Origin of the sequence: Arthrobacter sp. NPDC057388 (genome assembly GCF_042668165.1) — a bacterium.
GTDB lineage: Bacteria > Actinomycetota > Actinomycetes > Actinomycetales > Micrococcaceae > Arthrobacter.
On sequence record NZ_JBHVBL010000014.1, the window covers coordinates 36,285 to 60,027 of the forward strand.

Genomic DNA, 23,743 nt, shown 5'->3' on the forward strand with positions numbered 1-23,743 from the left:
TCGCGGGCGCTTTCCGGCACGGTTATCCTGCGTGCCGGCCGCCGCAGGTGCGGGCCGGCAGGCTTGGCCCTGCGACAGGGCGCAGTCACGCTGAGACGGATGTGATCGGCGGCCCGCGGTGGCGTAGCCTGAAGTCATGAGTGTTCAGCTTGGCATACCGCAGTTCCGTGAAGGAGGCGCACCCTCTTCCGGTCAGCCGTCCCTCCCGGCTGCTGGTCCGGCCGGGGTTCCCGCCCGTCCGGCTGACGCGCCTGCCGGTCTCGCGGACCGCTACGGACGCCGGGCCACAGACATGCGGCTATCGCTCACGGACAAATGCAACCTGAGGTGCACTTACTGCATGCCCGCCGAAGGACTGGAGTGGCTCGCCAAGCAGGCGGTCATGACGGCCGAGGAAATCGTGCGGATTGTGGGCGTGGGCGTGAACCTGCTGGGGGTGCGCGAGCTGCGCCTGACAGGCGGCGAGCCGCTGGTCCGGGCCGATCTTGTCGATATTATCGGCGCCCTGCGCCAGGCTCACCCCGAGCTTCCGATCTCGATGACCACGAACGGCGTGGGGCTGGACCGGAAGGCTGCCGCCCTCAAGGCCGCCGGCCTGACACGCATCAATGTCTCCCTGGATTCGCTCCATGAGGAGACCTTCGCCCAACTCACCCGGCGCCCGTTCCTGGACCGGGTGCTCGCCGGTGTGGATGCCGCATGGGAAGCAGGCCTTGGCCCCGTGAAGCTGAACGCCGTGCTGATGCGGGGCATTAACGGCGCCGAATCGCCGTCGCTGCTGGCCTGGGCGCTGGAGCGCGGCTACGAGCTCCGCTTCATTGAGCAGATGCCTCTGGACGCAGACCATGGCTGGACCCGCCGGAACATGATCACCGCGGCCGAGATCCGTGAACTCCTTTCCAAGGAGTTCGTGCTGAGCCCGGATCCGCGCGCACGCGACGGGGCGCCCGCGGAGCGCTTTGAAGTACGACGCCGGGCGGCCGGTTCCGCTGATACAGACAGCCCGGTGCTGGGCACGGTGGGGATCATCGCCTCCGTCACCGAACCGTTCTGCTCGGACTGCCGCCGGACCAGGATTACCGCCGAAGGCAAGATCATGAGCTGCCTCTTCTCCCATGAGGAATTCGACCTGCTCGGCCTGCTGAGGAACGGGGCCAGCGACGAGCAGCTCGCCCAACGCTGGCAGGATGCCATGTGGCTAAAGCCCAAAGCCCACGGCATGGACCACGTGGGACTTGACGCTCCGGACTTCGTCCAGCCGGACCGCAGCATGAGCGCCATCGGAGGCTGATCCTTGAACGTACGATACTTCGCTGCCGCGCGCGCTGCGGCGGGCGTGGATGAAGAGCGCTTCGAACTTCCCGCAGGATCAACCGTGGATTCCCTGCTCGGCGCAGTGCTCGGCGTCGAACGCCCGAAACCCCCTGCCGGGACACCGTCGCTGGAGAGGATCCTGGCCCGCAGCAGCTTCCTGCTGAACGAGGTCGCGGTCCGTGACCGGTCCACAGTACTGGCCGACGGTGACGTGGTGGACGTCCTGCCACCCTTCGCCGGCGGCTAAGCCCAACCGTCTCCCCCACAACGCTGCCTCACCTTTGGCCGCCTTGAGACCAACGCTTCCTCACCTTTGGTCGCCTTGAGACCAACGCCTCCGCACTGTCCAACAGGACCTGAGGACGCGTCCGGGGAAACGCGACAGGACCTGAGGACGCGTCCCGGGAAACCCGACAGGACCTGAGGAAGCGTTTGGGGAAACGCGACAGGACCTGAGGACGCGTCCCGGGAAACCCGACAGGACCTGAGGAAGGGTTCGGGGAAACCCGACAGAACCTGAGGAAGGGTTAGGGGAAACGCGACAGGACCTGAGGACGCGTCCGGGGAAACCCGACAGGACCTGAGGAAGCGTTTGGGGAAACCCAACAGGACCTGAGGACGCGTTTGGACCGCTGCGTAGGTCAGGCGCGGCGGCAGACGGACGTCAGGAACGGCTGGAACTCCACGGCCTCCCCCAGCCGCAGCTCAGCTGTGTGAATCAGCACGCCCCGCTCGACCCGGAACGTGTGCCGGGCGGTGCCGCGGTCGCTATGCCGCTCCACCGTGAGCGTCGAGCCGTGCCAGACACCCCGGGCCGGGGCTGCCGGCGGCCGGCCCATGCTGTCGACGTAGTACCAAAGTGTTTCGTCATGGTCGGGGTCGACGGTGAAGACCCCGTGGCCCTCGAAGTGCGTGCCGTCGGGCTCGGTGTGCCGGTAGGACTGGACGACGGCGAAACCTCCGGCGGCGCGGGTGAACGTCACCTCCGCGGCGGCGGTTCGTGCCGGACCCCACGGGGACGCGGCCAGTTCGGTGGTTCCCAGCCATCGCCCGACAAAGACCTCCAGCGCCTCGTGCGCGGTACTTGGCTGGGGCGGGAAGCCCGGCTGCGGCTGGTCCACTGTTGCCTCCGTGGGGTCAGAGCCCGAAGGTTTCCGATTCTTCGAAGGGTCCGACCACAGTCACGGTCCGGGGCGCCGCGGCCAGTTCGCTGGCCAGCTCCTGGACCTGTTCCGCCGTCACGGCCTTGATGAGCCGCAGGGTTTCGTCGATGTCCTGGTATTCGCCGGAGACCAGTTCGGCGCGGCCCAGCCGGGACATGCGGGACCCGGTATCCTCCAGGGCCAGGACGATCCCGCCACAGAGCTGCCCCACGGCCTTGCGGAGCTCGTCGTCGGAAATGCCGCCGGAGGCGAGGTTGTCCAGTTCGGCGCCGAGAAGCTCCAGCACCTGCCGGACCTTCGTGGGCGTGCAGCCGGCGTACATGCCGAAGTAGCCGGCGTCCGCGTAGGACGAGGCGAAGGAGTAGGTGGAGTAGACGAGGCCCCGCTTCTCCCGGATCTCCTGGAACAGCCGTGACGACATCCCGCCACCGAGCACCGCGTTCAGCACGCTCATGACGTAGCGGCGTTCATCCGTGGCCACGATGGTGGGGCAGCCCATGATGATGTTGGCCTGTTCGACCGGCCGGGTGACCACGTGCAGACCCGCCGTCCCGGTGATCTGCGCGCGCTCGGTGGAGCGCCGCTCCACGGGAGCCGCCCCGGGCTCAAGTGACCAGCCGGCCGCGTGGAGGGCATCCACCACAAGCCGGCAGACGACGTCGTGCTCCAGACCGCCGGCGGCGGTGATGACCAGCTCGTCCGGGCGGTAGTAACGGCGGTAGTGGTCCCAGACGGAGTCCCGCGCGACGGCCCGGATGGCGTCCGGTGTGCCGCCGATGGGGCGCCCCAGCGGGTGGGTGCCCAGCACCGCGGCCACAAAGTGTTCATGGGCGACGTCCGTGGGGTCATCGCTGTCCATGGCGATTTCCTCGAGGATGACGTCCCGCTCCTGCTCCATCTCGGCCGGGTCCAGCACGGCCCCGGTGATCATGTCGGCGATGACGTCGATGGCCATGGGCAGGTCCGTGTCCAGCACACGGGCAAAATAGCAGGTGCTTTCCTTCGCCGTGGCGGCGTTGGATTCCCCGCCCACCTCATCGAAGGCGGAAGCAATCTCCAGGGCTGTCCGCCTCTTGGTTCCCTTGAACAGCAGATGCTCAAGGAAGTGCGTCGAGCCGTGCTGCCCGGGGGCCTCGTCCCGGGACCCCACGCCCACCCAGAATCCGATGGTGGCTGAACGCTGCCCCGGCATGGCCTCAGTCAGGACGCGCACCCCGCCGGGGAGGACCGAGCGGCGGACTTCCGAACCGCCGTCGGCTCCGTGGATCAGGGTGTCGCCGGGGTGGTTCTGCTCCAGCGGCAGGGGTACGACAGTCATCAAGGCCTTTCGGGAAGCGGAGCCAAATCTGCCTGCAATCGTACCAGCGGGCCCCGCCGTCGGCGTGGGTCTGGGTGGGCTGTTTTGCCGCCGCAAGCGGGGTTTTGGGAGCGGGTTTAAAGGGGGCGGGGCCGGTGGTACAACCAACGGCCCCGCCTAAATCGGCTGCGGCAGCACGCAGCTGCCGGAGTCCGGAACTACTCGGAGGCGTCCGAGCCTTCTGCCGGAGCCGAAGCGGAAACGCGCTCGGCCTCGCCGGCGCCTTCCTCTTCAGCAACCACCGGAGACAGGGACAGCTTTCCGCGGTCGTCGATCTTGGTGATCTCGACCTGGATCTTCTGGCCCACGGAGACGACGTCCTCGACGTTGTCCACGCGCTTGCCGCCGGCGATCTTGCGCAGCTCGGAGATGTGCAGCAGGCCATCCTTGCCCGGGGTCAGGGACACAAACGCGCCGAAGGTAGTGGTCTTGACGACCGTGCCCAGGTAGCGTTCGCCGACCTCAGGAACCTGCGGGTTGGCGATGGCGTTGATCGCGGAGCGCGCGGCGTCCGCGGACGGGCCGTCGGTGGCGCCGATGTAGACCGTGCCGTCGTCCTCGATGGAGATGTCGGCGCCGGTGTCTTCCTGGATCTGGTTGATCATCTTGCCCTTGGGGCCAATGACCTCGCCGATCTTGTCCACGGGGATCTTGACGGCGATGACGCGCGGAGCGAACTCGGAGAGCTCGTCCGGGGTGTCGATCGCGGCGTTGATGACCTCGAGGATGTGCAGGCGGGCCTCGCGGGCCTGCTTCAGCGCTGCTGCCAGCACGGACGCCGGGATGCCGTCGAGCTTGGTGTCCAGCTGGATCGCGGTAACGAACTCGGAGGTACCGGCAACCTTGAAGTCCATGTCACCGAAGGCATCTTCGGCGCCGAGGATGTCGGTCAGCGCGGCGTAGCGGGTCTGGCCGTCCACCTGGTCGGAGACCAGGCCCATGGCGATGCCGGCAACGGCGGCCTTCAGCGGAACACCGGCATTGAGCATGGATAGCGTCGAGGCGCAGACCGAGCCCATGGAGGTGGAGCCGTTGGAGCCGAGGGCTTCGGACACCTGGCGGATGGCGTACGGGAACTCCTCGCGGGACGGCAGCACCGGAACGAGCGCGCGCTCGGCCAGGGCACCGTGGCCGATTTCGCGGCGCTTCGGGGAGCCGACGCGGCCGGTCTCACCGGTGGAGTACGGCGGGAAGTTGTAGTTGTGCATGTAGCGCTTGCGCGTCACCGGCGACAGCGAGTCGATCTGCTGTTCCATCTTGAGCATGTTCAGCGTGGTGACGCCCATGATCTGGGTTTCGCCACGTTCGAAGATGGCGGAGCCGTGAACGCGGGGCAGGACCTCAACCTCGGCGGTGAGCTGGCGGATGTCCGTCAGGCCACGGCCGTCGATGCGGATCTGGTCCTTGAGGATGCGCTGGCGGACCACGTGCTTGGTTACGGAACGGAAGGCTGCGGACAGCTCCTTCTCGCGGCCTTCGAACTGCTCGGCCAGGGAGGCAACAACCTCGTCCTTCAGCTCGTCAGCGGCATTGTCGCGCTCCTGCTTGTCGGCGATCTGGAAGACAGTGGTGAGCTTCTCCGTGGCGGCAGCCTCGACCGCGGCGTAGACGTCGTCCTGGTAGTCCAGGAAGACGGGGAACTCGACCGTGGGCTTGGCGGCGCGGGCAGCCAGATCCTGCTGGGCTTCGCAAAGGGCCCTGATGAACGGCTTGGCAGCCTCCAGGCCTTCGGAAACAACCTCTTCGGTGGGGGCGGTGGCACCCTGTTCCTTGATGAGGCTCCAGGAGTTGTCCGTGGCTTCGGCCTCGACCATCATGATGGCGACGTCGTCACCGGCAACGCGGCCGGCAACCACCATGTTGAACACGGAGTTCTCGAGCTGCGAGTGCTTCGGGAAGGCAACCCACTGCGAACCCTGCTCGTCGGCGACGAGGGCAACGCGGACGCCGCCGATCGGGCCGGAGAACGGCAGGCCGGACAGCTGGGTAGACATGGAGGACGCGTTGATGGCCACGACGTCGTAAAGCTCGTCCGGGTTGATCGCCAGGACGGTGACGACGATCTGGACCTCGTTGCGCAGGCCCTTGACGAACGCGGGGCGCAGCGGACGGTCCATCAGGCGGCAGGCCAGGATGGCTTCGGTGGACGGGCGGCCTTCGCGGCGGAAGAACGAGCCCGGGATGCGGCCCGCGGCGTACATGCGCTCTTCGACGTCGACCGTCAGGGGGAAGAAGTCGAAGCCTTCACGCGGGTGCTTGCCCGCGGTGGTGGCGGAGAGCAGCGCGGTGTCCTCGTCGATGTACACCATGGCTGCGCCGGCTGCCTGCTTGGCAAGACGGCCGGTTTCGAAGCGGATTACCCGCTTGCCGAAGCGGCCATTGTCAATGACTGCTTCTGAGAACTGGATTTCGGGACCCTCCAAGAGAGTCACCTCCGTTTCTTTGTAACGGAAGTCCAGCCGCATCAACCCAGTCCAGCATCTGTCTACTGGCCCTGCACCCGGTCATCGATCGAGACCCACGGGCCGGCTTCAATCGGCGAAGCTTCCCGGGGATCACTACCGAGGACCGCGAATGCGTGATGCGGTTGATCCTCCTGTTTAGTTTTTATGAACTGAAGAGGGCGGCCCGTTCCGGGAGGAAAGGGCCGCCCCACACAAGACTAGCGGCGCAGGCCGAGGCGCTCGATGAGCGAACGGTAGCGGGCGATGTCGGTGTTCTTCAGGTAGGTCAGCATGCGCTTGCGGCGACCAACCATGGCCAGCAGACCGCGCTGGGTGTGGAAGTCGTGCTTGTGCTCCTTCATGTGCTCAGTCAGATCCTTGATCCGCTGAGTCAGAACCGCAATCTGGACCTCCGGCGAACCGGTGTCGCCCTCGGACGTTGCGTATTCCTTGATGATGGACTGCTTTACGGCGGCGTCAAGTGCCACAATAACTCCTAGAGATGTGCCGTGAGGCCCGAGTCAGAAAATCACTGCCGGGGGTGCCGGGCGGGGCTCCGAAGGAGATTCCGCACAAGACAGGATCCAGCAACCACGGACTGCAGCCGGATCCACCGCTTAGTTTACCGGCCGTATTGCAATCTTGTCGAAACGGCAACAGTGCGGTTCGGGACTCCGGTTCACGCCTCCGGAAGCAGGTCCCGGATGGCCGCCATGCCACGGTGGAGTTCGCTAAACCCGGTGCTCAACGGCGACAGTCCGATCCTGATGCCCTGCGGCGCACGGAAGTCCGGGATGACGTCGCGCTCCCACAGGGCCGCGGTCACCTCGCGGAAGGCGGGGTGGTCAACCGTGATGTGGCCTCCGCGGCGCTCCGGATCCCGCGGCGTGGCAAGCCTGACGCCGGCCGGCGCGAGCCAGGCGTCGTGCAGTTCCAGCGCGTAGGCAGTGAGCTGGCGCGACTTTTCCCGGATGGCGGCCATGCCGGCCTCTTCGATCAGGTCCAGGGTGCCGCGCATGGCGATCATGCCAAAGATGGCCGGGGTGCCGCTCAGGAAACCGCGGATGCCGGCGGCCGGTTCATACCCTGGCCCCATCTCGAACGCGTCCTTCCGGCCCATCCACCCCCAGATGGGCTGCGCCAGTCCCGGCAGGTGCCGGTCATTGACATAGGCGAAGGCGGGCGAGCCGGGGCCGCCGTTCAGGTACTTGTAGGTGCATCCTGCGGCAAAATCCACGTCCCAGGCGTCCAGCTGCAGCTCCACCGACCCGGCGGAATGGCACAGGTCCCAGACCACCAGCGCGCCGGCGCCGTGCACGGCCGCCGTGATGGCCGGCAGGTCAGCAAGGTACCCCGAGCGGTAGGCCACATGGCTGAGGAGAACGACGGCGGTGGCCGGCCCCACAGCCTCCCTCACCTGTTCGAGGTGGACGCCTGAGGCGGGATCCGCCTCGATCCAGCGCAGCGTCAGGCCCTCCTCCTTGGCGATGCCCTCGACGAGGTACCGGTCGGTGGGAAAGTTGTCCGTGTCCACCACGATCTCCCTGCGCGACGGATCTTCGACGGCGGCCAGGGCCGCCCGGATCAGCTTGTACAGGACCACGGTGGTGGAGTCGGCGATGATGGTCTGGCCGGCGGCAGCGCCGAGCACTGCCCGCCCCAGCTGGTCGCCGATGGTCTGCGGCAGGTCCAGCCATTCCTCGTCCCAGCCGCGGATCAGGCGGCCGCCCCAGCCCTCCTCGATGAAGGTGGCAATGTCGCCCGCGGTCCGTTTGAGCGGGCGTCCCAGGGAGTTGCCGTCGAGGTAGGACAGCTCGGTGTCGGCGCCGACGAACAGGTCCCGGTAGCTGGCCAGCGGGTCCGTGGCATCCAGGCGCGCGGCCTTCTGCAGCAGGGCGTCGCCTGCCTGCGTGGTCACTGCCCGATCTCCGTGCGCACGGCGAACAGCTCGGGAAAGAACGTCAGTTCAAGGGCCTTTTGCAGGAAGGCCGCCCCGGAGGAGCCGCCCGTTCCGGCTTTCATGCCGATGGTGCGCTGCACCGTTCGCAGGTGGCGGAAACGCCACAGCTGGAAGTTGTCCTCGAGGTCCACCAGTTCCTCGCACGCCTCGTAGGCGCCCCAGTTGGCGGCGGCGTTCTCGTAGATGTGCTTGAACAGGGGTACCAGGGCGGGCTCAAACTCGTGCGCGCGGGTTACATCCCTGTTCAGCACCTCCTCGGGAACATCGAAACCCTGGCGCTTCAGGTAGGCGAGGAACTCATCGTAGATGCTGGGCGCGTGCAGGAGTTCGGTCAGCAGGGCATGCGCCTCGGGATCGGACTCGAAGACGGGGAGCATCTTGCTGTTCTTGTTGCCCAGCACAAACTCCACGGCACGGTACTGGCTGGACTGGAATCCGGATGAATTGCCCAGGAAGCCGCGGAATTCGGCGTACTCCGTAGGTGTCAGCGTGGCCAGCACGGACCACTGCTCGGTGAGGGTCTTCTGGATGTGCTTGACCCGCGCGATGCCCTTCAGGGCCGAGCCGAGGTCGTCGGAACGCAGCCACCGGGCGGCGCTGCGCAGCTCGTGCAGCACCAGCTTCAGCCAGAGCTCTGTGGTCTGGTGCTGGATGATGAACAGCAGTTCGTCGTGGTGTTCAGGGACGCTGACCGGCTGCTGCGCGCTGAGGAGTGTTGGCAGCTGCAGATAGGACGCGTAGCTCATCCGGGAACTGAAATCCCGCACAATCCCCTTGTCCAGTTTCCTGGTGTTCTTCTCTACGGTCACAGCGTCGCCTTCCTTGCCAATACTGTGTGCTGCGGGACTGCCCGGGGCAGGTCAGTGCTTGAGCAGGATGTCGTGCGTCTGCAGCACGTCCTGGCGCATCTGCTCCACAAGGGCTTCAGGCCCACGGTATGCCACCATGCCACGGAGCCTGGCCACGAACTCCACAATTACTGTCTGGTCGTACAGATCGAAGTCCTCGATCCGTTCTTCCGGCCTGTCGATGACGTGGGCTTCCACTTGGCGGCTCACGCCGTCGAACGTGGGGTTGGAGCCGACGGAGATGGCGGCCGGCCAGCGCGTCCCGGCCTCGTCCACGAGCCAGCCCGCGTAGATGCCGTCGGCCGGAATCAGTCCGCTCGCATCGCTGGAGAGGTTGGCCGTGGGGAAACCAAGGTCCCGGCCGCGCGCTGCGCCGTGGACCACTTCGCCGCGCATCCGGTGCGACCGGCCCAGGACCGCTGCGGCGGTGGCAACGTCTCCCTCCCGCAGTGCCTCGCGCACCCAGGTGGAGGAACAGCGGCGGTCCGTCCCGCCGTCGTTATGAAGCGGGAAGCCCTCGGAACCGAACTCGCTGATCACCAGCACCTCAAAGCCGAACTTGTCCCCCAGTTCCTGCATGGTATTAAGGTCGCCCGAGTTGCCCTTGCCAAAGCGGGTGTCATGGCCGATGACGACGTGGCTGGCGTGGAGGCTGTCCACGAGGACCGAGCCGACGAACTCTTCAGGGGTGAGGCTGGCCAGTTCCAGGGAGTACTTCATGACCAGGATGGCATCGAGCCCCAGTTCGCCCAGGGCCTGCAGTTTGTCGTGCAGCCCCATGATCAGCTCGGGCGCGCTTTCAGGCCGGTGGACCAGGGCCGGGTGGGGATCGAACGTGACGGCGACCGACTTTGCGTTGTTGAGCCGCGCCGTCCTGATGAGCTGGGACAGCACCTGCTGGTGTCCGCGGTGGACGCCATCGAAATTGCCGATAGTGACAACGGAAGGACCAAAGTCTTCGGGGACCTCGGTCGGATCATTCCAGATGTGGACCATCAACCTCGCCTTTTACTGCCTGCCAGAACTTCCTTCCGGCGCACTCCGGGCCGGAACTCTCTAAGGTTACCTGCAATCACTGCCTGTCACGGACGGCCGGTGCGGGCGGCAGAGGCCCGTGAGTGGCCGCGTGAGCCTACCGCCTGCAAGGACACCCGGCTAGGATGCAAAGGCAGCGGCCGGGCAGCATCGCCCTTGGCTTTTGGAACGACAACGTCAAGACCGCCTGCGGGACGGGCGGGCCGGAAGGAGCCATGTCATGAACGACGTCCAGGAGCTGTTGGGACAGATCCCGGTCCAGCAGATCGCCTCCATGCTGGGGACGGACACGGCGTCCACTCAGGCGGCCGTCGAAGCCGCGGTGCCCACCCTCCTCGCCGGCATGCAGAACAACGTCCAGGCGCCGGACGGTGCAGCAGCGCTGGAGTCCGAGCTGGCGAGGCACCGGAATGGGCTGGCCGACGGCGGCGTGGACCCCTCGCAGCTGGACACCCAGGACGGCGAAAAGATCGTTGGCCACGTCTTCGGCGGACAGCAGGACCAGGTGGCGAACCGGCTGGCCGGAACAGCGAACCTCGGCGGAGTCGGCGGTGATTTGGTCCGAAAACTGCTGCCGATCCTCGCACCGATCGTCATGTCCTACCTGGCCAGGAAGGTCCTGGGCGGCGGCCAGGGTGCCGGCGGTCAGTCTTCCCCGGCCGGCGGCGGAATTCTTCCCCGGCCGGCGGCGGAATTGACCTGGGGAGCATTCTCGGAGGAATACTGGGCGGTGGTCTCGGCGGTCTGGGCTCCGGCGGACCCGGTTCCGGCGGCAACGGCGCCGGCGGGCAGGGCGGCGGGCTCGGTTCAGGCGGCCTTGGCGACATCCTGGGCGGCATTCTCGGCGGCGGCTCACAACCGCAGCAGTCCCCGCTGACAGAACAGGACGGGGAACCGCGCACGCAATCCGGCTCTGCACCGGACACTGGTGATTCAGACCTGACGGACAATCCGGTGCCGCCGGGCCAGCGGTCGGTGACGCCCGGAGAGCTGATCGAGGTGGACCTGCCCGAGGAGAACCGCTAGAAGTGGCTCCTAGACAGCTGGGGCTGAGGGCCGCCGTCGGTACAGCCAGATGAGGCCCAGGACCGGCAGAATCAGCGGAACGAAGGCATAGCCGCGGCCAAACGCGGACCACACGGTTTCGTGCGGGAACTGCACGGGGTCGAACAGGCTCAGCGCGCCCACGATGATGACGCCGACCAGTTCCCCCAGGACGGCGACCAGGGAAACCTTGAACCAGGTGCGGCCCGCCTTGGCCAGTGACACCGTGGCCACGACGTAGACGACGGCCGCGAAGGCGGAGAGCAGGTAGGCCAGCGGGGCCTCGGAGAACTTGGTGAGGATCTGGTAGCCGGCCCGTGCGGTGGCCGAGATGGCGAAGATCGCGTAAACGGCGATGAGGAGCCGGCCGGGTCCGGTGTTCCTGGTGTTACCGGGGTGCTGGCCGGCGTGTTCGGACGTTTCAGTCACTTTGGGTGCTTCTTCCACTTCAGTACCAGATCTGATTCATGCGGGCGGCCATAACGAGGGCCGTAACTCCGACGGCGGCCAGGACAAAGTTGCTCCAGCGGGTCCGTTCCAGGATGGACCAGTACACGGCGGCCAGCGGCAACAGGAGGGCGGTGGCGAGGTAGCCCCAGAACTCCCACGCCTCTCCGGCAATGTGCTCCCCCGCGATGACCCGCACTATGGACCCGACGAGGTAGACCAGCAGGGCCAGTTCGACGGCGGCCACCGAGAGGATGGTGATGTCGTTCGGGGCCTTCTTCATGATGCCCGCCGCGACGCAAATAAGGGTGGACAGCAGGCCGACGCCCAGGATGATGTAAAAATACGCGTCCAAAGCTAAGCCTGCCCGCCGTCGTCGGCCGTTGAACCGCTGGAAAGGCCAGTTCTGCTGGACGGGGCGGAACTGTTCGAGCCGGGCCCCGTCCCCGGGGCGAAGACCAGCACCGGTTTGGCAAAGCTGCCGCTGTCCGCGAGCAGCGCCACGAGCGATCCGTCGGGCGCGAACGCGGCTGCGGGCTTTTCCGCTGTGGCTGCCGCCGGTGTGCCCGCCGCGGCTCCGGCCGCGATACGCCGGCCGAAGGAAATCTCCGTGGTTTCGTCGGCACTCAGCTCCCGGTTGGGCATCAGCGCCCTCGCAGCCTGGGACATCTCCAGGATTTCGAGGTCTTCGGCGAGCTGCTCGAGGGTGCGGGCCTGGTCCAGCGAGTAGGGACCCACGTTGGTCCGCCGCAGTGCGGTCAGGTGGCCGCCGACGCCGAGGGAGTTCCCGAGGTCCCGGGCGAGGGCCCGGATGTACGTGCCCGAGGAGCATTCCACGGTCACGTCAACGTCCACCACATCTGTGTCGTGCCCTGGGGCCTGGTCGCGGCGGATTCCGTGAATGTCGAAGCGGTGGATGGTGACCGGCCGGGCGGCCAGCTGGACGTCTTCCCCCGAACGGACACGGGCGTAGGAGCGTTCACCGTTGACTTTAATGGCGCTGACGCTGCTGGGAACCTGCTGGATCTCCCCTGTCAGGGAGTCCACACCGGAGCGGATGGCATCCTCGGTGAGTGATGCGGCGCTGGTCCGGCTGACGACTTCGCCTTCGGCGTCGTCGGTGATGGTGGATTCCCCCAGCCGGATGGTGGCCGTATACGTCTTGGAGGTGCCCACGATGTACGTGAGCAGCCGGGTGGCCTTGTTGATGCCAAGCACCAGCACACCGGTGGCCATCGGATCCAGCGTTCCCGCGTGCCCCACTTTCCGGGTACCGGCGATCCGCCGCATCCGTCCAACCACATCGTGGCTGGTCCATCCCTGCGGCTTGTCCACTATTACCAGTCCAGAAAGCACGCCCATCAGTATATCGGTGCCGGTGCAGGGCCCCGGAGACGCGTAGGGATCATGGGGGTTGCCGCCGCGTGCCCGGCGCTAGGATGGCACTCATGCCCGAGCTTTCCGCGCACATATGCGACGTCCCCGTCAACCAGATCCGAGAAATCACTGAGGCGGCGTGGCGCACCCCAGGGGCGCTGATCCTCAGCATCGGAGAACCGGGGTTCCCGCTCCCCCGCCATGTCCTGGATGCCGGTATCGCATGCCTGGACCGTGACGAGACCAACTACACTCCGAACGCCGGTCTTCCGCCGCTGCGGGAGGCCTTCGCCACACGGTTCCGCGAGCAGTCCGGCGCTGACATCCGCGCGGACCGTGTCTACGTGGTGGATGGCGCACAGCAAGGGCTGCACTTCGCCATGAGCCTGCTGCTCGCCCCCGATGACGAAATCCTGATTCCCAATCCCGGCTATCCCACGTTTGCCATGACCAGCCGGCTGCTGCATGCGACCCCCGTGGGGTACCCCCTCTACCCCGCCCACGATTTCCAGCCCCGGATCACGGACATCGAGGCGCTCATCACGGACCGGACGCGCGTGCTCGTGCTCAACTCGCCGTCGAACCCGCTGGGAGCGGTCCTCCGGGAGGACCTGACCCGCGAACTCGTGGAACTGGCCCGCCGCCACGACCTGTGGATCATCTCGGACGAATGCTACGAGGCCTTCACCTACGACGTCCCGCACGTGAGTCCTGCCCGATTCGACAGCACGATTCCCGGCGAGGCGCGCGTCTTCACGTCGCTGACGCTGTCCAAGACGTACGGGCTCACCGGTTTGCGCATCGGTGCGCTGATCTGCCCGCCCGGCCTGGAGCAGCGGATGAACAACGTCATGGAGGCCATCGTCTCCTGCGTGGCGTCACCGTCCCAATACGCTGCCCTGGCTGCGCTGACCGGGCCGCAGGATTATGTGTCCGAGGCCCGCGCGCACTACCGGGCCAACCGTGATACTGCGTCAGCCGTGCTGGCAGAGAAGGGCATTCCCTATCTGAACGCCCAGGGAGCTTTTTATCTGTGGGCGGACGTCTCGCACGTGAGCGGCGGAAACGTCCGGGCCTGGGTTAAGCAGTTCCTCGCCGAGGCCGGCGTGTCATTTGCGCCCGGCACTGCCTTTGGCTCCATCGGCGAGGGCTGGATCCGGATTGCTCTCTGCGGCGACCAGCACGAACTGGTTGAGGGCGTGAGCCGGTTACCCCGGAGGCTTCCGGCCCCGTAGCCGGTTGCGGTAAAGGCCCGCCATAGCCGTGCACAGCTGATAGCGGCTATGAACGTCGGCGCCGGTTCAGCAGGCAAGGATTTCAGTAGTCGGTGCGGTCCGCGTTGTTGCGCCAGGCATCAAACGGGATGTCCGACGTCGGGACCGGAGTATGGCTGACCGGCAACAGTTCCGGACGGGAACCATTGAAGTATTCGTAGAAGACTGCATCGTCGAATCCCGCCGCAGCCGCGCCATGCCTGTCGGCGGCGAAGTACACCCGGTCGATCCGCGCCCAGAGCGCAGCCGCGAGGCACAGCGGGCATGGCTCGCAGCTGGCGTACAGGACAGCTCCACTCAGATCGAAGTTTTTCGTCTCCGCGGCGGCCGTCCGGATTGCCACCACCTCGGCGTGGGCGGTGGGGTCGTTGTCCCGGGTCACGCGGTTGACCCCTTCGTGAACAGTTCCGTCGGCTGTCACCACCAACGCGCCGAAGGGTCCACCCCCGGACGCAACGTTCCGTTCCGCCAGGGCCACCGCCTCGGTCAGGTAATCGGTCACGTCTGCAGCTGTTGGGTGCGCGCGCATGGTCTGATCATAGCCAGCCCGACGGTGCGGCGGGACAGCTGGTGACCGGCCCATTGCCGAAGCTGGCCTGCGTAGAGCGCCTCGGTTCACTGTTAGCGGCCATGAAAAACTGCCCGTAGATGGCCATGGAATTGCCCGCTGATGGCCACCGGGACTGCCCACGTATGGCCATGAGTTCTGCCCAGTTATGGCCGTTTGGTTTGCCCGCATTGTTCGCTGATCCCGCCGTGTCGTGAGACGGCGGGGGCCTCTTCCCGTTTGGATTTCGGTGTCGAATCGAATCCGCTGACAGGAAGAGGCCCTGAATGAAGGATGCCCTAGAAACCGTGAAAATTCTTGCTGCCTATGATCTGACCAGGTCGCTGCGCGCTGCAGCCGAGCTGTCAGGTTGTTCCCACCACACCGTCGACCGGCTGGTCCAGGCCCGTGATGCCGGCCGAGCACCGGGGGCCGTGTCCGACCGGCCCAGGGTCACCGATGCGTGGCTGCCGAAGATCGAGGAATGGGTCGAAAAGTCCAGGGGCCGGATCCGCGCCGATGTTGTCCATGCCAAGCTCGCCTCGATGGGCTACCGGGGTTCGGATCGCTCCACCCGCCGGGCCGTCTCCCAGGTCAAGGACGCTTACCGGCGCGGGAACAAGCGGGTCCACCGTCCGTGGATCACCGAGCCGGGCGCGTGGCTTCAGTACGATTTCGGTGACGGGCCGGTCATCGATGGAGTCAAGACCGTGCTGTTCGTCGCCTGGCTGGCCTGGTCCAGGTTCCGCATCGTGGTCCCGCTGCGGGACCGGACGGCGCCGAGCGTGTTCACCGCCCTGGACCGGTCCTTCCGGCTGCTCGGCGGCGCGCCGACGTATGTGCTGACCGATAACGAGAAGACCGTCACCACCATGCATGTGGCCGGCGTGCCAGTGAGGAACCAGCAGACGCTGGCGTTCGCGAAGCACTACTCCATCGAGGTGCTCACCTGCCAGCCGGCGGACCCGGCCTCCAAGGGCGGGGTCGAATCTTCCGTGAAGATCGCCAAGGCAGACCTGGTGCCCAAAGACACCAACCTGCGAAACGCCTACGCCTCGTTCGCCGAGCTCGAGGCGGCCTGCGCGGCGTTCATGGACCAGGTCAACACCCGCGAGCACCGGACCACCCGCCGCCGCCCGGTCGACATGCTCGCCGAGGAAGCCTCCTCCCTGCACCGCGTCCCGGACACCGCCCACACCCTCGCCTATGGGGTCGGGCGGCGGGTGCCGGACAACACGCCCATGGTCTCGTTCGAAAACGCCCAGTACTCCGTCCCGGCGCATCTGCTCGGGGCCGAGGTGTTCGCCCGGTTCCACGGGACCGGGCCGGACGCGCAGGTCGTGATCGTGCACGTCGGTGCCGGCGGCCCGGTCGAGGTCGCCCGTCACGCACTTGCCCGGCCGGGTTCCCCGGCGATCCTGGACGCACACTTCCCGGACCATCAGCAGAAGGTCCCCGGCGACTACAAACCCGTGCCCCGCTCCAAGGCCGAAGCCGAGTTCCTGGGCATCGGCGCCGGAGCGAGGACCTGGCTGCTGGAAGCCGCCGCGGCCGGAGCGCAACGGATCAACGTGAAGATGGCCGAGGCCGTTGCGCTGGCCAAAATCGCCGAGGCCGACGAGGTCGATAAGGCCCTCGGTGTCGCCGCGATCCACCACCGCTTCGCGCACGGAGACCTCGCGTCCTTGCTGAATGCGGGCGGAACCCGCACCGGGCTGCGGACCGCTGCGGAGGACAAGTCCCTGACCCAGGGCACCGCCGGGTGGGCAGGGCTCGGCAGCGCCGGCGCCGGGGAGTGCACCCGATGAGCATCACGACCGCGAACACGACCGCCCCGGCCCTGCCCGCCGATCTTGAGGCACTCATGCGGCAACTGAAAATGCCCCACGCCCGCGCGATCGCACCGGACGTCCTGGCCACCGCCCGCGCTCAACGCTGGGAACCGGCCGAGGTCATCAAAGCCCTCCTCGCGGAGGAAACCAACGGCCGGGCCCGGTCGATGCTTGCGACCCGGCGCAAAGCCGCAGGCTTCCCGACCGGCAAGACGTTCGCTCTCTGGGACGAAGCCGCGTCCTCGATCCCGGCACCGACCCAGCAGGCCCTGCGCACCCTGGAATGGATCCACCGGAAAGAAAACCTCGTCGTCTGCGGACCCTCCGGAACAGGGAAGACCTTCTTCCTCGAAGCACTCGGCCAGCAGGCCGTCGAAGAAGGGATGCGGGTTGCTTGGTTCACCCTCGAGGACCTCGGCGCCCTCATCCGCTCGCACCGGGCCGACGACACCGTCACCCGGGCCGTGGCCAGGATACTGCGCGCAGATTTGGTCGTCGTCGATGACATAGGCCTCCTCGCCGTGGCCACCGACGCCGCCGAAGGCCTCTACCGGGTCGTCGACGCAGCCTACGAAAAACGAGCCGTCGCGGTCTCCTCGAATCTTCACCCCGCCGGCTTCGACGAGCTCATGCCCAAAACCCTCGCCACCGCGACCGTCGACCGGCTCCTGCACCACGCCCACGTCTGCCAAACAACCGGCGATTCCATTCGCCTCACCCAGGCCCTGGCCGGAAAGGGCGTCATGCCACTGAACTAAACCCCAAACCGGTGGCCAGTAAACCTCCGCCAAGCGGGCAAACCAGCTGGCCACCACTGGGCAGTTCTACTGGCCACCAGCGGGCAGAAATACTGGCCACCTATGGGCAATTCCTACTGGCCGTTGACAGTTCACCTGCGCTCGCCAGCGTAGACCGTCCCAGTGCACCCGCAAGGACCAGCTCACCGGCAAGAACAACTGCACCTGCAAGGACCAGCTTATTTACCAGGACCACTGCACGGCAGGGGCCACATGTCCGTGGCGATTCAGCTCGCACCGACCAGCGCTCATTCGCGCCGGGGGCGTGATGTGAAGTATTGGTTGCGGCGTGGTTTTCGTTGGGGGTCGAGTTCTGGTGGGGGTTTGAACCAGGGCACTTCGTTGGTGACTTCGATGGTCCAGCGTTCTTTGTGGATGAGGTGGTGGTGGTAGCTACAGAGCAGGACGCCGTTGGTGGTGCTGGTGGGTCCGCCGCGGGACCAGTAGGTGATGTGGTGGGCTTCGCACCAGGGTGCGGGCATGGTGCATTGGGGGAACGCGCAGCCTTGGTCGCGGGCGGTGATGGCTTTGCGGATGTGGGGCGGGAAGATGCGTGAGGAGCGGCCGACGTCGAGGATGCGGCCTTGGCTGCCGAGGACGACGGGGGTGATGTCGGCGTCGCAGGCGATTTTGCGGATCGTGGCGGGGTTCACCGGGCCGCTGAACGCGAACAGTGCCGTCCCGGCGCCCGTGCTGCTGGTGAAGCCGGTGCTGCCGGTGGTGGCGGGTGGTTGCCCTCCTGGTGCGTCGGGGGTGTCCAGGAGGTTGTGGTTGTGCCATTGTTCGACTTGGGCGTAGAGGTCGCGGTAGTCGATGGTGGCCAGGATTTGGGGGCGGTGTCCGCCGTTGGCGGGCAGGGCGTCGGTGGTGAGGGCGGTCTGGCAGGCGCCGACGAGCCCGTCGAGGCGTTTCTGTCCCTGGGAGCGCTGGTCCAGGTCGGGTTCGGGGGCGCCGGGGGTGTCCCACTGGGCCAGGACAGCATCCGGGTCCGCCGCCGCGGCGTTGGCTTCACCGCCTGTCGCTTCGCCGTTCCCGTCGTTCCCGTTTGTGTCGTCGCCGGCCCCTTTTCCCGGGGCTGGGGTGCGGGGGTTGGTGGCGGTGTTCATGGCGGTGGTGAGGGTTTCGAACTGTTCGGGTGTGGCGAAGATTTCCAGGTGGTGCAGGCCGTGTTTGGGGCGGCGGATGAAGGCGCCCTGGATCTGGCGGAGTGCGGGTTCGGAGGGTTCGGTGCCGTCCTGGTCGATCGCTTCGGCCCAGTGCCGTGCGATCTGGGTGAGGAAGTCGGCGTCGTTGTCGACGGCGGTGAGGGTGAGTTCGTGTTCCATTTGGGCGGTGCGGGCGGGGGTGGTGAAGTGCCGGGCCCGGTCCAGGGCGAGGGTGATGGTGGTCGCGGCGCGGGAGCTGATCAAACCGGTGCCGGCCGCGGCGGCGAGTTCTTCGTAGCGGGGCGGGAGCTGCTGGCCGCCGAAGCCGGGCCGGGGCAGGATGGAATCGGCCAGGGTGAGGCGGCGGCGGGCTTCGCAGGCGCTGATGCCCAGCCTGGTGCGGAGGAACTCGGCGGTGTTCCGGGCACCGTCAGCATTGGGGTCCGCGCCCGCGTCCGGGCCGGAAGCGGCTTCGCCAGACACGGCCTGGCCGGTAACGGCGTCCGCGACGAGGGGTGCCGCCGCGGCGGTGAGGGCCGCGGTCCGCGACCTTTCCACGGCCCCGGCCGCGACCACCTGCAGATGCTCCACTCTCCGGGAGAGCCGCTCAACCCGGTCCGCGAAATCAGCCGCCCTGCCAAAGCCCCACAACGCCGTGTCCTCGGCCGTGATAGGGAGCGACTCGAGCCAGGCCATGGCCTGGTCAACGGCGTCTGCGTCTGGAACCACTTCAGGGGGAACGCTGTGAAGGGCGGTCGCGCCAATGGAAGCCGGCCCCGCGCTTTGGGCGGAAGCCAACCCACCGGCACCGGTCCCTAAGGCCCGGTCCGTGGTGAATCCCCCAACGGCTTCCATAGGAACAGTTTGAACGGGGGGTCTGACATTAATAGCCGCGCCGCCGGGGCCTTCCCCGCTCGCCCAGCCCCCGCCGTCGTTCTCGGCGGAAGAGCCGCCGGCAGGCGCCCGGTCGAGCCATCCCACGCCGTCGTTATCGGCGGAAGAGCCGCCGGTAGGCGCCCGGTCGAGCCAGCCGCCGTCGTTCCCTGAGGCAGCGGCCAGCCGACCGGGACCGGTCCCTAAGGCCCGGTCTGCGGTGGATCCCCCAACGGCTTCCATGGATCAGGTCTGATCGAGGGGTCTGACATTTTTCCGCAGCCGGTCCGCCAGCCAGATGCGAGCCCCGCCAGAGGAAACTACGCCAGCGTGATGAGGTCCAGGTAGTCCTCGTTCCAGAGGTCCTCAACGCCGTCGGGCAGCAGCACCACGCGCTCCGGGTTGAGGGCCTCGACGGCGCCCTCGTCGTGGCTGACCAGGACGACGGCGCCCGTGTAGTTGCGCAGGGCGCCCAGGATCTCGGCGCGGCTGGCGGGGTCCAGGTTGTTGGTAGGCTCGTCCAGGAGGAGGACGTTCGCGCTCGAGGCCACGATGGTGGCCAGCGCCAGACGGGTCTTCTCACCGCCGGAGAGCACGCCGGCGGGCTTGTCCACGTCGTCACCGGAGAACAGGAAAGAGCCCAGGATGCCGCGGACCTCCGCGTCCTTCATGTCCGGGGCGGAGGAGCGCATGTTTTCGAGGACGGTCCGGTCGTGGTCCAGCGTTTCGTGCTCCTGGGCGTAGTAGCCCACCTTGAGCCCGTGCCCGGGAACGATGTCCCCTGTGTCCGGCCGGTCGACGCCCGCGAGCATCCGCAGCAGGGTGGTCTTGCCGGCACCGTTGAGGCCGAGGATGACCACCTTTGAGCCGCGGTCGATGGCCAGGTCCACGTCCGTGAAGATCTCCAGCGAACCGTATGACTTGCTCAGGCCCTCAGCGGTGAGCGGGGTCCGGCCGCACGGCGACGGGTCCGGGAACCGCAGCGCTGCCACGCGATCCTGCTCACGGACTGCCTCCAGGCCGCTGAGCAAACGCTCGGCGCGCTTGGCCATGTTCTGCGCGGCAACGGCCTTGGTGGCCTTGGCCCGCATCTTGTTGGCTTGGTCCATGAGGACCTGCGCCTTCTTTTCGGCGTTGGCGCGTTCGCGCTTGCGGGCCCGCTCGTCAGTCTCGCGCTGCTGAAGGTAGCGCTTCCAGCCCATGTTGTAGAAGTCGATCTGGGCCCGGTTCGCGTCCAGGTGGTAGACCTTGTTGACCGTGGCCTCCAGCAGTTCCACGTCGTGGCTGATCACGATCAGGCCGCCCTGGTGGTTCTTCAGGAAGTCCCGGAGCCAGGAGATGGAGTCGGCATCCAGGTGGTTGGTGGGCTCATCCAGCAGCATGGTTTCGGCGCCGGAGTAGAGAATGCGCGCCAGTTCCACGCGACGGCGCTGGCCGCCGGACAGCGTCTTCAGCGGCTGGTTGAGGATCCGTTCCGGCAGCGCCAGGTTCGAGGAGATGGCCGCCGCTTCGGCTTCCGCTGCGTAGCCACCCCCGGACAGGAACTCAGCTTCGAGCCGGTCATACCGCCCCATGGCCTTGCGCTGGACCTCGGGATCGTCGCTGGCCATGTCCGCCTGCGCCTTCTTCAGCTTTCCGACGACGACGTCCAGGCCGCGTGCGGACAGGATCCGGTCCCGGGCCAGCTGTTCCATGTCCGGCGTACGCGGGTCCTGCGGCAGGTAGCCGATCTCGCCGCTGCGGGTCACCTTTCCGGCCGCCGGCAGGCCTTCGCCCGCAAGCACGCGGGTCAGCGTAGTCTTGCCGGCACCGTTGCGGCCCACGAGGCCGATCTTGTCACCCTTGTCGATGCGGAAGCTCACCTGGTCCATGAGCAGGCGGGCGCCGGCACGGAGTTCAAGTTCCTGAACGGTAATCACAGCAGGTAAGGCCTTTCACAACAGGGAGTGCCGCAGCACGGCGGGTTGCATGCCGCTCGGTGCAAAGGAAAGAACACCGGGGATGCCGGCCGGAGAACGGCCCGTTCAAGTCTACCGGCCGGTGCAACCCGGCCAGACCACGCAATCCACCCCCGGAGGAGCGGAGAATTTGTGCCCACGGCCAGACCCCAGGCAGCCCCTCTTGTAGGACAGCAACAAAATGCACCCAATCCCGGGCCAGTAACGTCAAGTCCAGCTGATAATTGTTTGTACCCCCTCGACAGGACCTCCCATGACCCAGACCCATTCCGCCGGCACCCTGCAGCCGGCAAAGCGCCGCCGCTGGAACGCCACCGACCTCGGGCTCATCGCCGTCTTCGCCGCATTGGTGGCGGCAGCAGCCCTCGTTGCGGCCATCCCGGTGGGCGGGCTCGGCGTTCCCATCACCCTCCAGACGCTCGCCGTCATCCTGACCGGGCTTGCCTTGGGCCCCGGCCGGGCGTTTGCCGCCGTCGGCCTTCACACCCTGCTTGGGCTCGCCGGACTCCCCATCTTCAGCGGCGGTCGCAGCGGCCTGGGAATCCTGGCCGGACCGTCCGCCGGCTACATCATCGCGTTCCCCCTCGCCGCCGCCGCGGTGGGCTGGCTGGCCGCCGTCGTCATCCGCCGTACCGTGAAGTACCGCGCCGCCCTGCTGTTCGCCGCCGCCATGGCCGCGAGTATTGTGCTGATCCACGGACTGGGCATCGCCGGCATGATGGTCAACGCCAAGCTCGATTTCTCCAAGGCGTTCCTGGCCGATCTTCCCTTCTACCCCGGCGACATCCTCAAGAACGTCCTCGCGGTCACGATCGCAATCGCCCTGCACAAGGCATTCCCCGACCTGCTGGTCCGCCGTGTCCGGCCGCTCCCCCAGACGGCGGCGACACAGACACCGGTGACACAGACACCCGTTACGCAGCAGGCCGAGACGCCGGAAGCCACTACCCAGCAGTGAGCATCATCTCCCTTAGGAACGCAGGGGTCAGCGTGGCCGTCGATGGCCGCCCTGACCCCAAAGTTCTGCTCCAGGACATCTCGCTGGAACTCACCGAGGAGCGCATCGGCGTGATCGGCGCCAACGGTTCCGGCAAGTCGACCCTTCTCCGCATGCTCAACGGGCTCGTGGCCCCCACGGCAGGGACCGTGACCGTCAACGGCGCCGACACCGTCCGCAACGTGCGCGCCGTGCGGCAGCAGGTGGGCTTCGTCTTCACCGATCCCCTCTCCCAGCTGGTCATGCCCACCGGACGGGAGGACGTTGAACTGTCACTGCGCCGGTCGGTGCGGAACGGGAAGGAACGCCGCGAGCAGGCCACCGCCGCCCTGGACCGGTTCGGGCTGCTTCCGCTGGCGGACCAGAGCATCTATGAGCTCTCCGGCGGTGAGAGGCAGCTCCTTGCCCTGGCCTCCGTGTTGGCGGTTGAACCTGACGTGCTGGTCCTGGACGAGCCTTCCACGCTGCTGGACCTCCGGAACCGGGAGCTGCTACGCCGCACCATTTCGGGCCTCAGCCAGCAGGTGGTCATGTCCACCCATGACCTGGAGCTGGTGCTGGACATGGACCGGGTTCTGGTGGTCGAGTCCGGAAAGATAGCGTACGACGGCGGTGCTGCCGCCGCCGTCGAATTTTACCGCTCGCTTTCCGCCCGGAGCGTGTCAGGCGGGGAGTTCCGGTGAGGGGCCACGGCTTCCTGCTCGCCAACTACGTGCCCGGCACATCCTTCATCCACCGCATGCCGCTGTGGCTGAAGTTCCTGCTGGTCCTGGCCTGCGGTTTCGCCTCCTTCCTCATCGTCGACTGGCGGCTGGCTGCCGCAGCCCTCGTAGTCCTGTGCGTGCTGTTCCTGCTCAGCGGGGCCGGGGCCGTGCGCCTTTTCCGTGCCGTCCGGCCGCTGCTCCCCATCCTGCTGGTCATTGGCGCGTTCCAGTGGTGGCAGCTGGGCGGTCCCGTTGCCGCCCGGATCGTGCTGAACATCCTGCTGTGCGTGGTGGCCGCGTCCCTGCTGACCGCCACCACGCCGCTGCACCGCCTGCTGGACGGCGTGGTCTCGCTCGCCCGCCCGTTCCGGCGCTTCGGCGCTGACCCCGAGCGTTTCGCCCTAACTATCGCCATCATGCTCCGGAGCATTCCGTTCATCGCCGGGGCATTCTCGGACGTGCGGGACTCGGCCCGTGCCCGGGGCCTGGAACGCAACCCGCGCGCTCTGGTCCTGCCGGTGTTCATCACCACCGTTGCCTATGCACGGCACACGGGCGAGGCGCTGGCCGCCCGCGGGCTGGGCGAACCGGAGGGCTGAGCGGCAGGTTCCGGTCTCCTGTGAGAAT

General features: G+C 67.1%; 22 protein-coding genes. 9 read left to right on the forward strand and 13 right to left on the reverse strand.

What is annotated here, in order from left to right:
• The first annotated feature begins 136 nt into the window (after positions 1-136).
• Both moaA and ACFUTU_RS09110 read left to right on the forward strand, forming a co-directional pair.
• Positions 137-1,291, forward strand: a complete 1,155-nt coding sequence (moaA, locus tag ACFUTU_RS09105; RefSeq protein ID WP_377963369.1) for a GTP 3',8-cyclase MoaA — start codon at positions 137-139, stop codon at positions 1,289-1,291.
• A 3-nt stretch (positions 1,292-1,294) separates the two neighbouring features.
• A complete protein-coding gene (locus ACFUTU_RS09110) occupies positions 1,295-1,561 on the forward strand; it encodes a MoaD/ThiS family protein (protein WP_377963371.1) in 267 nt (88 codons plus the stop codon).
• Between the two features lie 394 nt (positions 1,562-1,955).
• Here the strand turns inward: ACFUTU_RS09110 and ACFUTU_RS09115 are convergent, their stop codons facing one another.
• From ACFUTU_RS09115 to ACFUTU_RS09145, 7 genes are all read right to left on the reverse strand, one after another.
• Complete coding sequence (locus ACFUTU_RS09115) at positions 1,956-2,435, reverse strand: DUF1579 family protein (RefSeq protein WP_377963373.1); 480 nt, start codon at positions 2,433-2,435, stop codon at positions 1,956-1,958.
• 16 nt (positions 2,436-2,451) lie between these two features.
• Positions 2,452-3,795: a M16 family metallopeptidase gene (locus tag ACFUTU_RS09120; protein WP_377963375.1), complete on the reverse strand. Its 1,344-nt coding sequence runs from the start codon at positions 3,793-3,795 to the stop codon at positions 2,452-2,454.
• A gap of 197 nt (positions 3,796-3,992) precedes the next feature.
• The gene (locus ACFUTU_RS09125) at positions 3,993-6,257 is read right to left on the reverse strand and encodes a polyribonucleotide nucleotidyltransferase (RefSeq protein ID WP_377963482.1); all 2,265 of its coding nucleotides are present in this window, start codon (positions 6,255-6,257) and stop codon (positions 3,993-3,995) included.
• A 239-nt stretch (positions 6,258-6,496) separates the two neighbouring features.
• Positions 6,497-6,766 carry a 30S ribosomal protein S15 gene (gene rpsO / locus ACFUTU_RS09130; protein ID WP_003798808.1) on the reverse strand — a complete coding sequence of 90 codons (270 nt, stop codon included), beginning with the start codon at positions 6,764-6,766 and terminating at the stop codon, positions 6,497-6,499.
• A gap of 191 nt (positions 6,767-6,957) precedes the next feature.
• Positions 6,958-8,196, reverse strand: coding sequence for a kynureninase (kynU, locus tag ACFUTU_RS09135; protein WP_377963377.1), 1,239 nt, complete (start codon positions 8,194-8,196; stop codon positions 6,958-6,960).
• Positions 8,193-9,047 (reverse strand): tryptophan 2,3-dioxygenase, encoded by an 855-nt coding sequence (kynA, locus tag ACFUTU_RS09140; RefSeq protein WP_377963379.1) that lies wholly within the window; start codon positions 9,045-9,047, stop codon positions 8,193-8,195. The genes kynU and kynA overlap by 4 nt, the downstream gene beginning before the upstream one ends.
• 51 nt (positions 9,048-9,098) lie before the next feature.
• Positions 9,099-10,082 (reverse strand): bifunctional riboflavin kinase/FAD synthetase, encoded by a 984-nt coding sequence (locus ACFUTU_RS09145; RefSeq protein ID WP_377963381.1) that lies wholly within the window; start codon positions 10,080-10,082, stop codon positions 9,099-9,101.
• A gap of 259 nt (positions 10,083-10,341) precedes the next feature.
• Between ACFUTU_RS09145 and ACFUTU_RS09150 the strand changes: the two genes are divergently transcribed.
• Positions 10,342-10,998, forward strand: coding sequence for a DUF937 domain-containing protein (locus ACFUTU_RS09150; RefSeq protein ID WP_377963383.1), 657 nt, complete (start codon positions 10,342-10,344; stop codon positions 10,996-10,998).
• Positions 10,999-11,156: 158 nt separating this feature from the next.
• Here the strand turns inward: ACFUTU_RS09150 and ACFUTU_RS09155 are convergent, their stop codons facing one another.
• Genes ACFUTU_RS09155 through truB form a run of 3 tightly spaced genes read right to left on the reverse strand, consistent with a single transcriptional unit; the run spans position 11,157 to position 12,968 of the window.
• Positions 11,157-11,594 (reverse strand): hypothetical protein, encoded by a 438-nt coding sequence (locus ACFUTU_RS09155; RefSeq protein ID WP_377963385.1) that lies wholly within the window; start codon positions 11,592-11,594, stop codon positions 11,157-11,159.
• Between the two features lie 19 nt (positions 11,595-11,613).
• Entirely contained in the window at positions 11,614-11,967 is a 354-nt protein-coding gene (locus ACFUTU_RS09160) for a hypothetical protein (RefSeq protein WP_377963387.1), read from the reverse strand.
• 2 nt (positions 11,968-11,969) lie between these two features.
• Positions 11,970-12,968, reverse strand: a complete 999-nt coding sequence (truB, locus tag ACFUTU_RS09165; RefSeq protein WP_377963484.1) for a tRNA pseudouridine(55) synthase TruB — start codon at positions 12,966-12,968, stop codon at positions 11,970-11,972.
• Between the two features lie 92 nt (positions 12,969-13,060).
• On the opposite strand from truB, the gene ACFUTU_RS09170 reads away from it, so the two are divergent.
• Positions 13,061-14,224, forward strand: coding sequence for a pyridoxal phosphate-dependent aminotransferase (locus ACFUTU_RS09170; RefSeq protein WP_377963389.1), 1,164 nt, complete (start codon positions 13,061-13,063; stop codon positions 14,222-14,224).
• 82 nt (positions 14,225-14,306) lie between these two features.
• Here the strand turns inward: ACFUTU_RS09170 and ACFUTU_RS09175 are convergent, their stop codons facing one another.
• Complete coding sequence (locus ACFUTU_RS09175) at positions 14,307-14,792, reverse strand: nucleoside deaminase (RefSeq protein ID WP_377963391.1); 486 nt, start codon at positions 14,790-14,792, stop codon at positions 14,307-14,309.
• A 305-nt stretch (positions 14,793-15,097) separates the two neighbouring features.
• Here ACFUTU_RS09175 and istA point away from each other — a divergent pair, with 305 nt between their 5' ends.
• Positions 15,098-16,618: an IS21 family transposase gene (gene istA / locus ACFUTU_RS09180; RefSeq protein WP_377963393.1), complete on the forward strand. Its 1,521-nt coding sequence runs from the start codon at positions 15,098-15,100 to the stop codon at positions 16,616-16,618.
• Positions 16,615-17,400 (forward strand): IS21-like element helper ATPase IstB, encoded by a 786-nt coding sequence (gene istB, locus ACFUTU_RS09185; RefSeq protein ID WP_377963395.1) that lies wholly within the window; start codon positions 16,615-16,617, stop codon positions 17,398-17,400. Before istA ends, istB begins: the two co-directional genes overlap by 4 nt.
• Positions 17,401-17,687: 287 nt before the next feature.
• Here istB and ACFUTU_RS09190 read toward each other — a convergent pair whose 3' ends face one another.
• Both ACFUTU_RS09190 and ACFUTU_RS09195 read right to left on the reverse strand, forming a co-directional pair.
• Complete coding sequence (locus ACFUTU_RS09190; protein ID WP_377963396.1) at positions 17,688-19,313, reverse strand: DUF222 domain-containing protein; 1,626 nt, start codon at positions 19,311-19,313, stop codon at positions 17,688-17,690.
• Between the two features lie 464 nt (positions 19,314-19,777).
• Positions 19,778-21,376 carry an ABC-F family ATP-binding cassette domain-containing protein gene (locus tag ACFUTU_RS09195; protein ID WP_377963398.1) on the reverse strand — a complete coding sequence of 533 codons (1,599 nt, stop codon included), beginning with the start codon at positions 21,374-21,376 and terminating at the stop codon, positions 19,778-19,780.
• A 292-nt stretch (positions 21,377-21,668) separates the two neighbouring features.
• Between ACFUTU_RS09195 and ACFUTU_RS09200 the strand changes: the two genes are divergently transcribed.
• Genes ACFUTU_RS09200 through ACFUTU_RS09210 form a run of 3 tightly spaced genes read left to right on the forward strand, consistent with a single transcriptional unit; the run spans position 21,669 to position 23,715 of the window.
• Positions 21,669-22,373, forward strand: a complete 705-nt coding sequence (locus tag ACFUTU_RS09200; RefSeq protein ID WP_377963400.1) for a biotin transporter BioY — start codon at positions 21,669-21,671, stop codon at positions 22,371-22,373.
• Positions 22,370-23,095, forward strand: a complete 726-nt coding sequence (locus ACFUTU_RS09205; protein WP_377963402.1) for an energy-coupling factor ABC transporter ATP-binding protein — start codon at positions 22,370-22,372, stop codon at positions 23,093-23,095. Before ACFUTU_RS09200 ends, ACFUTU_RS09205 begins: the two co-directional genes overlap by 4 nt.
• A complete protein-coding gene (locus tag ACFUTU_RS09210; RefSeq protein WP_377963404.1) occupies positions 23,092-23,715 on the forward strand; it encodes an energy-coupling factor transporter transmembrane component T family protein in 624 nt (207 codons plus the stop codon). Before ACFUTU_RS09205 ends, ACFUTU_RS09210 begins: the two co-directional genes overlap by 4 nt.
• The last annotated feature ends 28 nt before the right edge of the window (positions 23,716-23,743 follow it).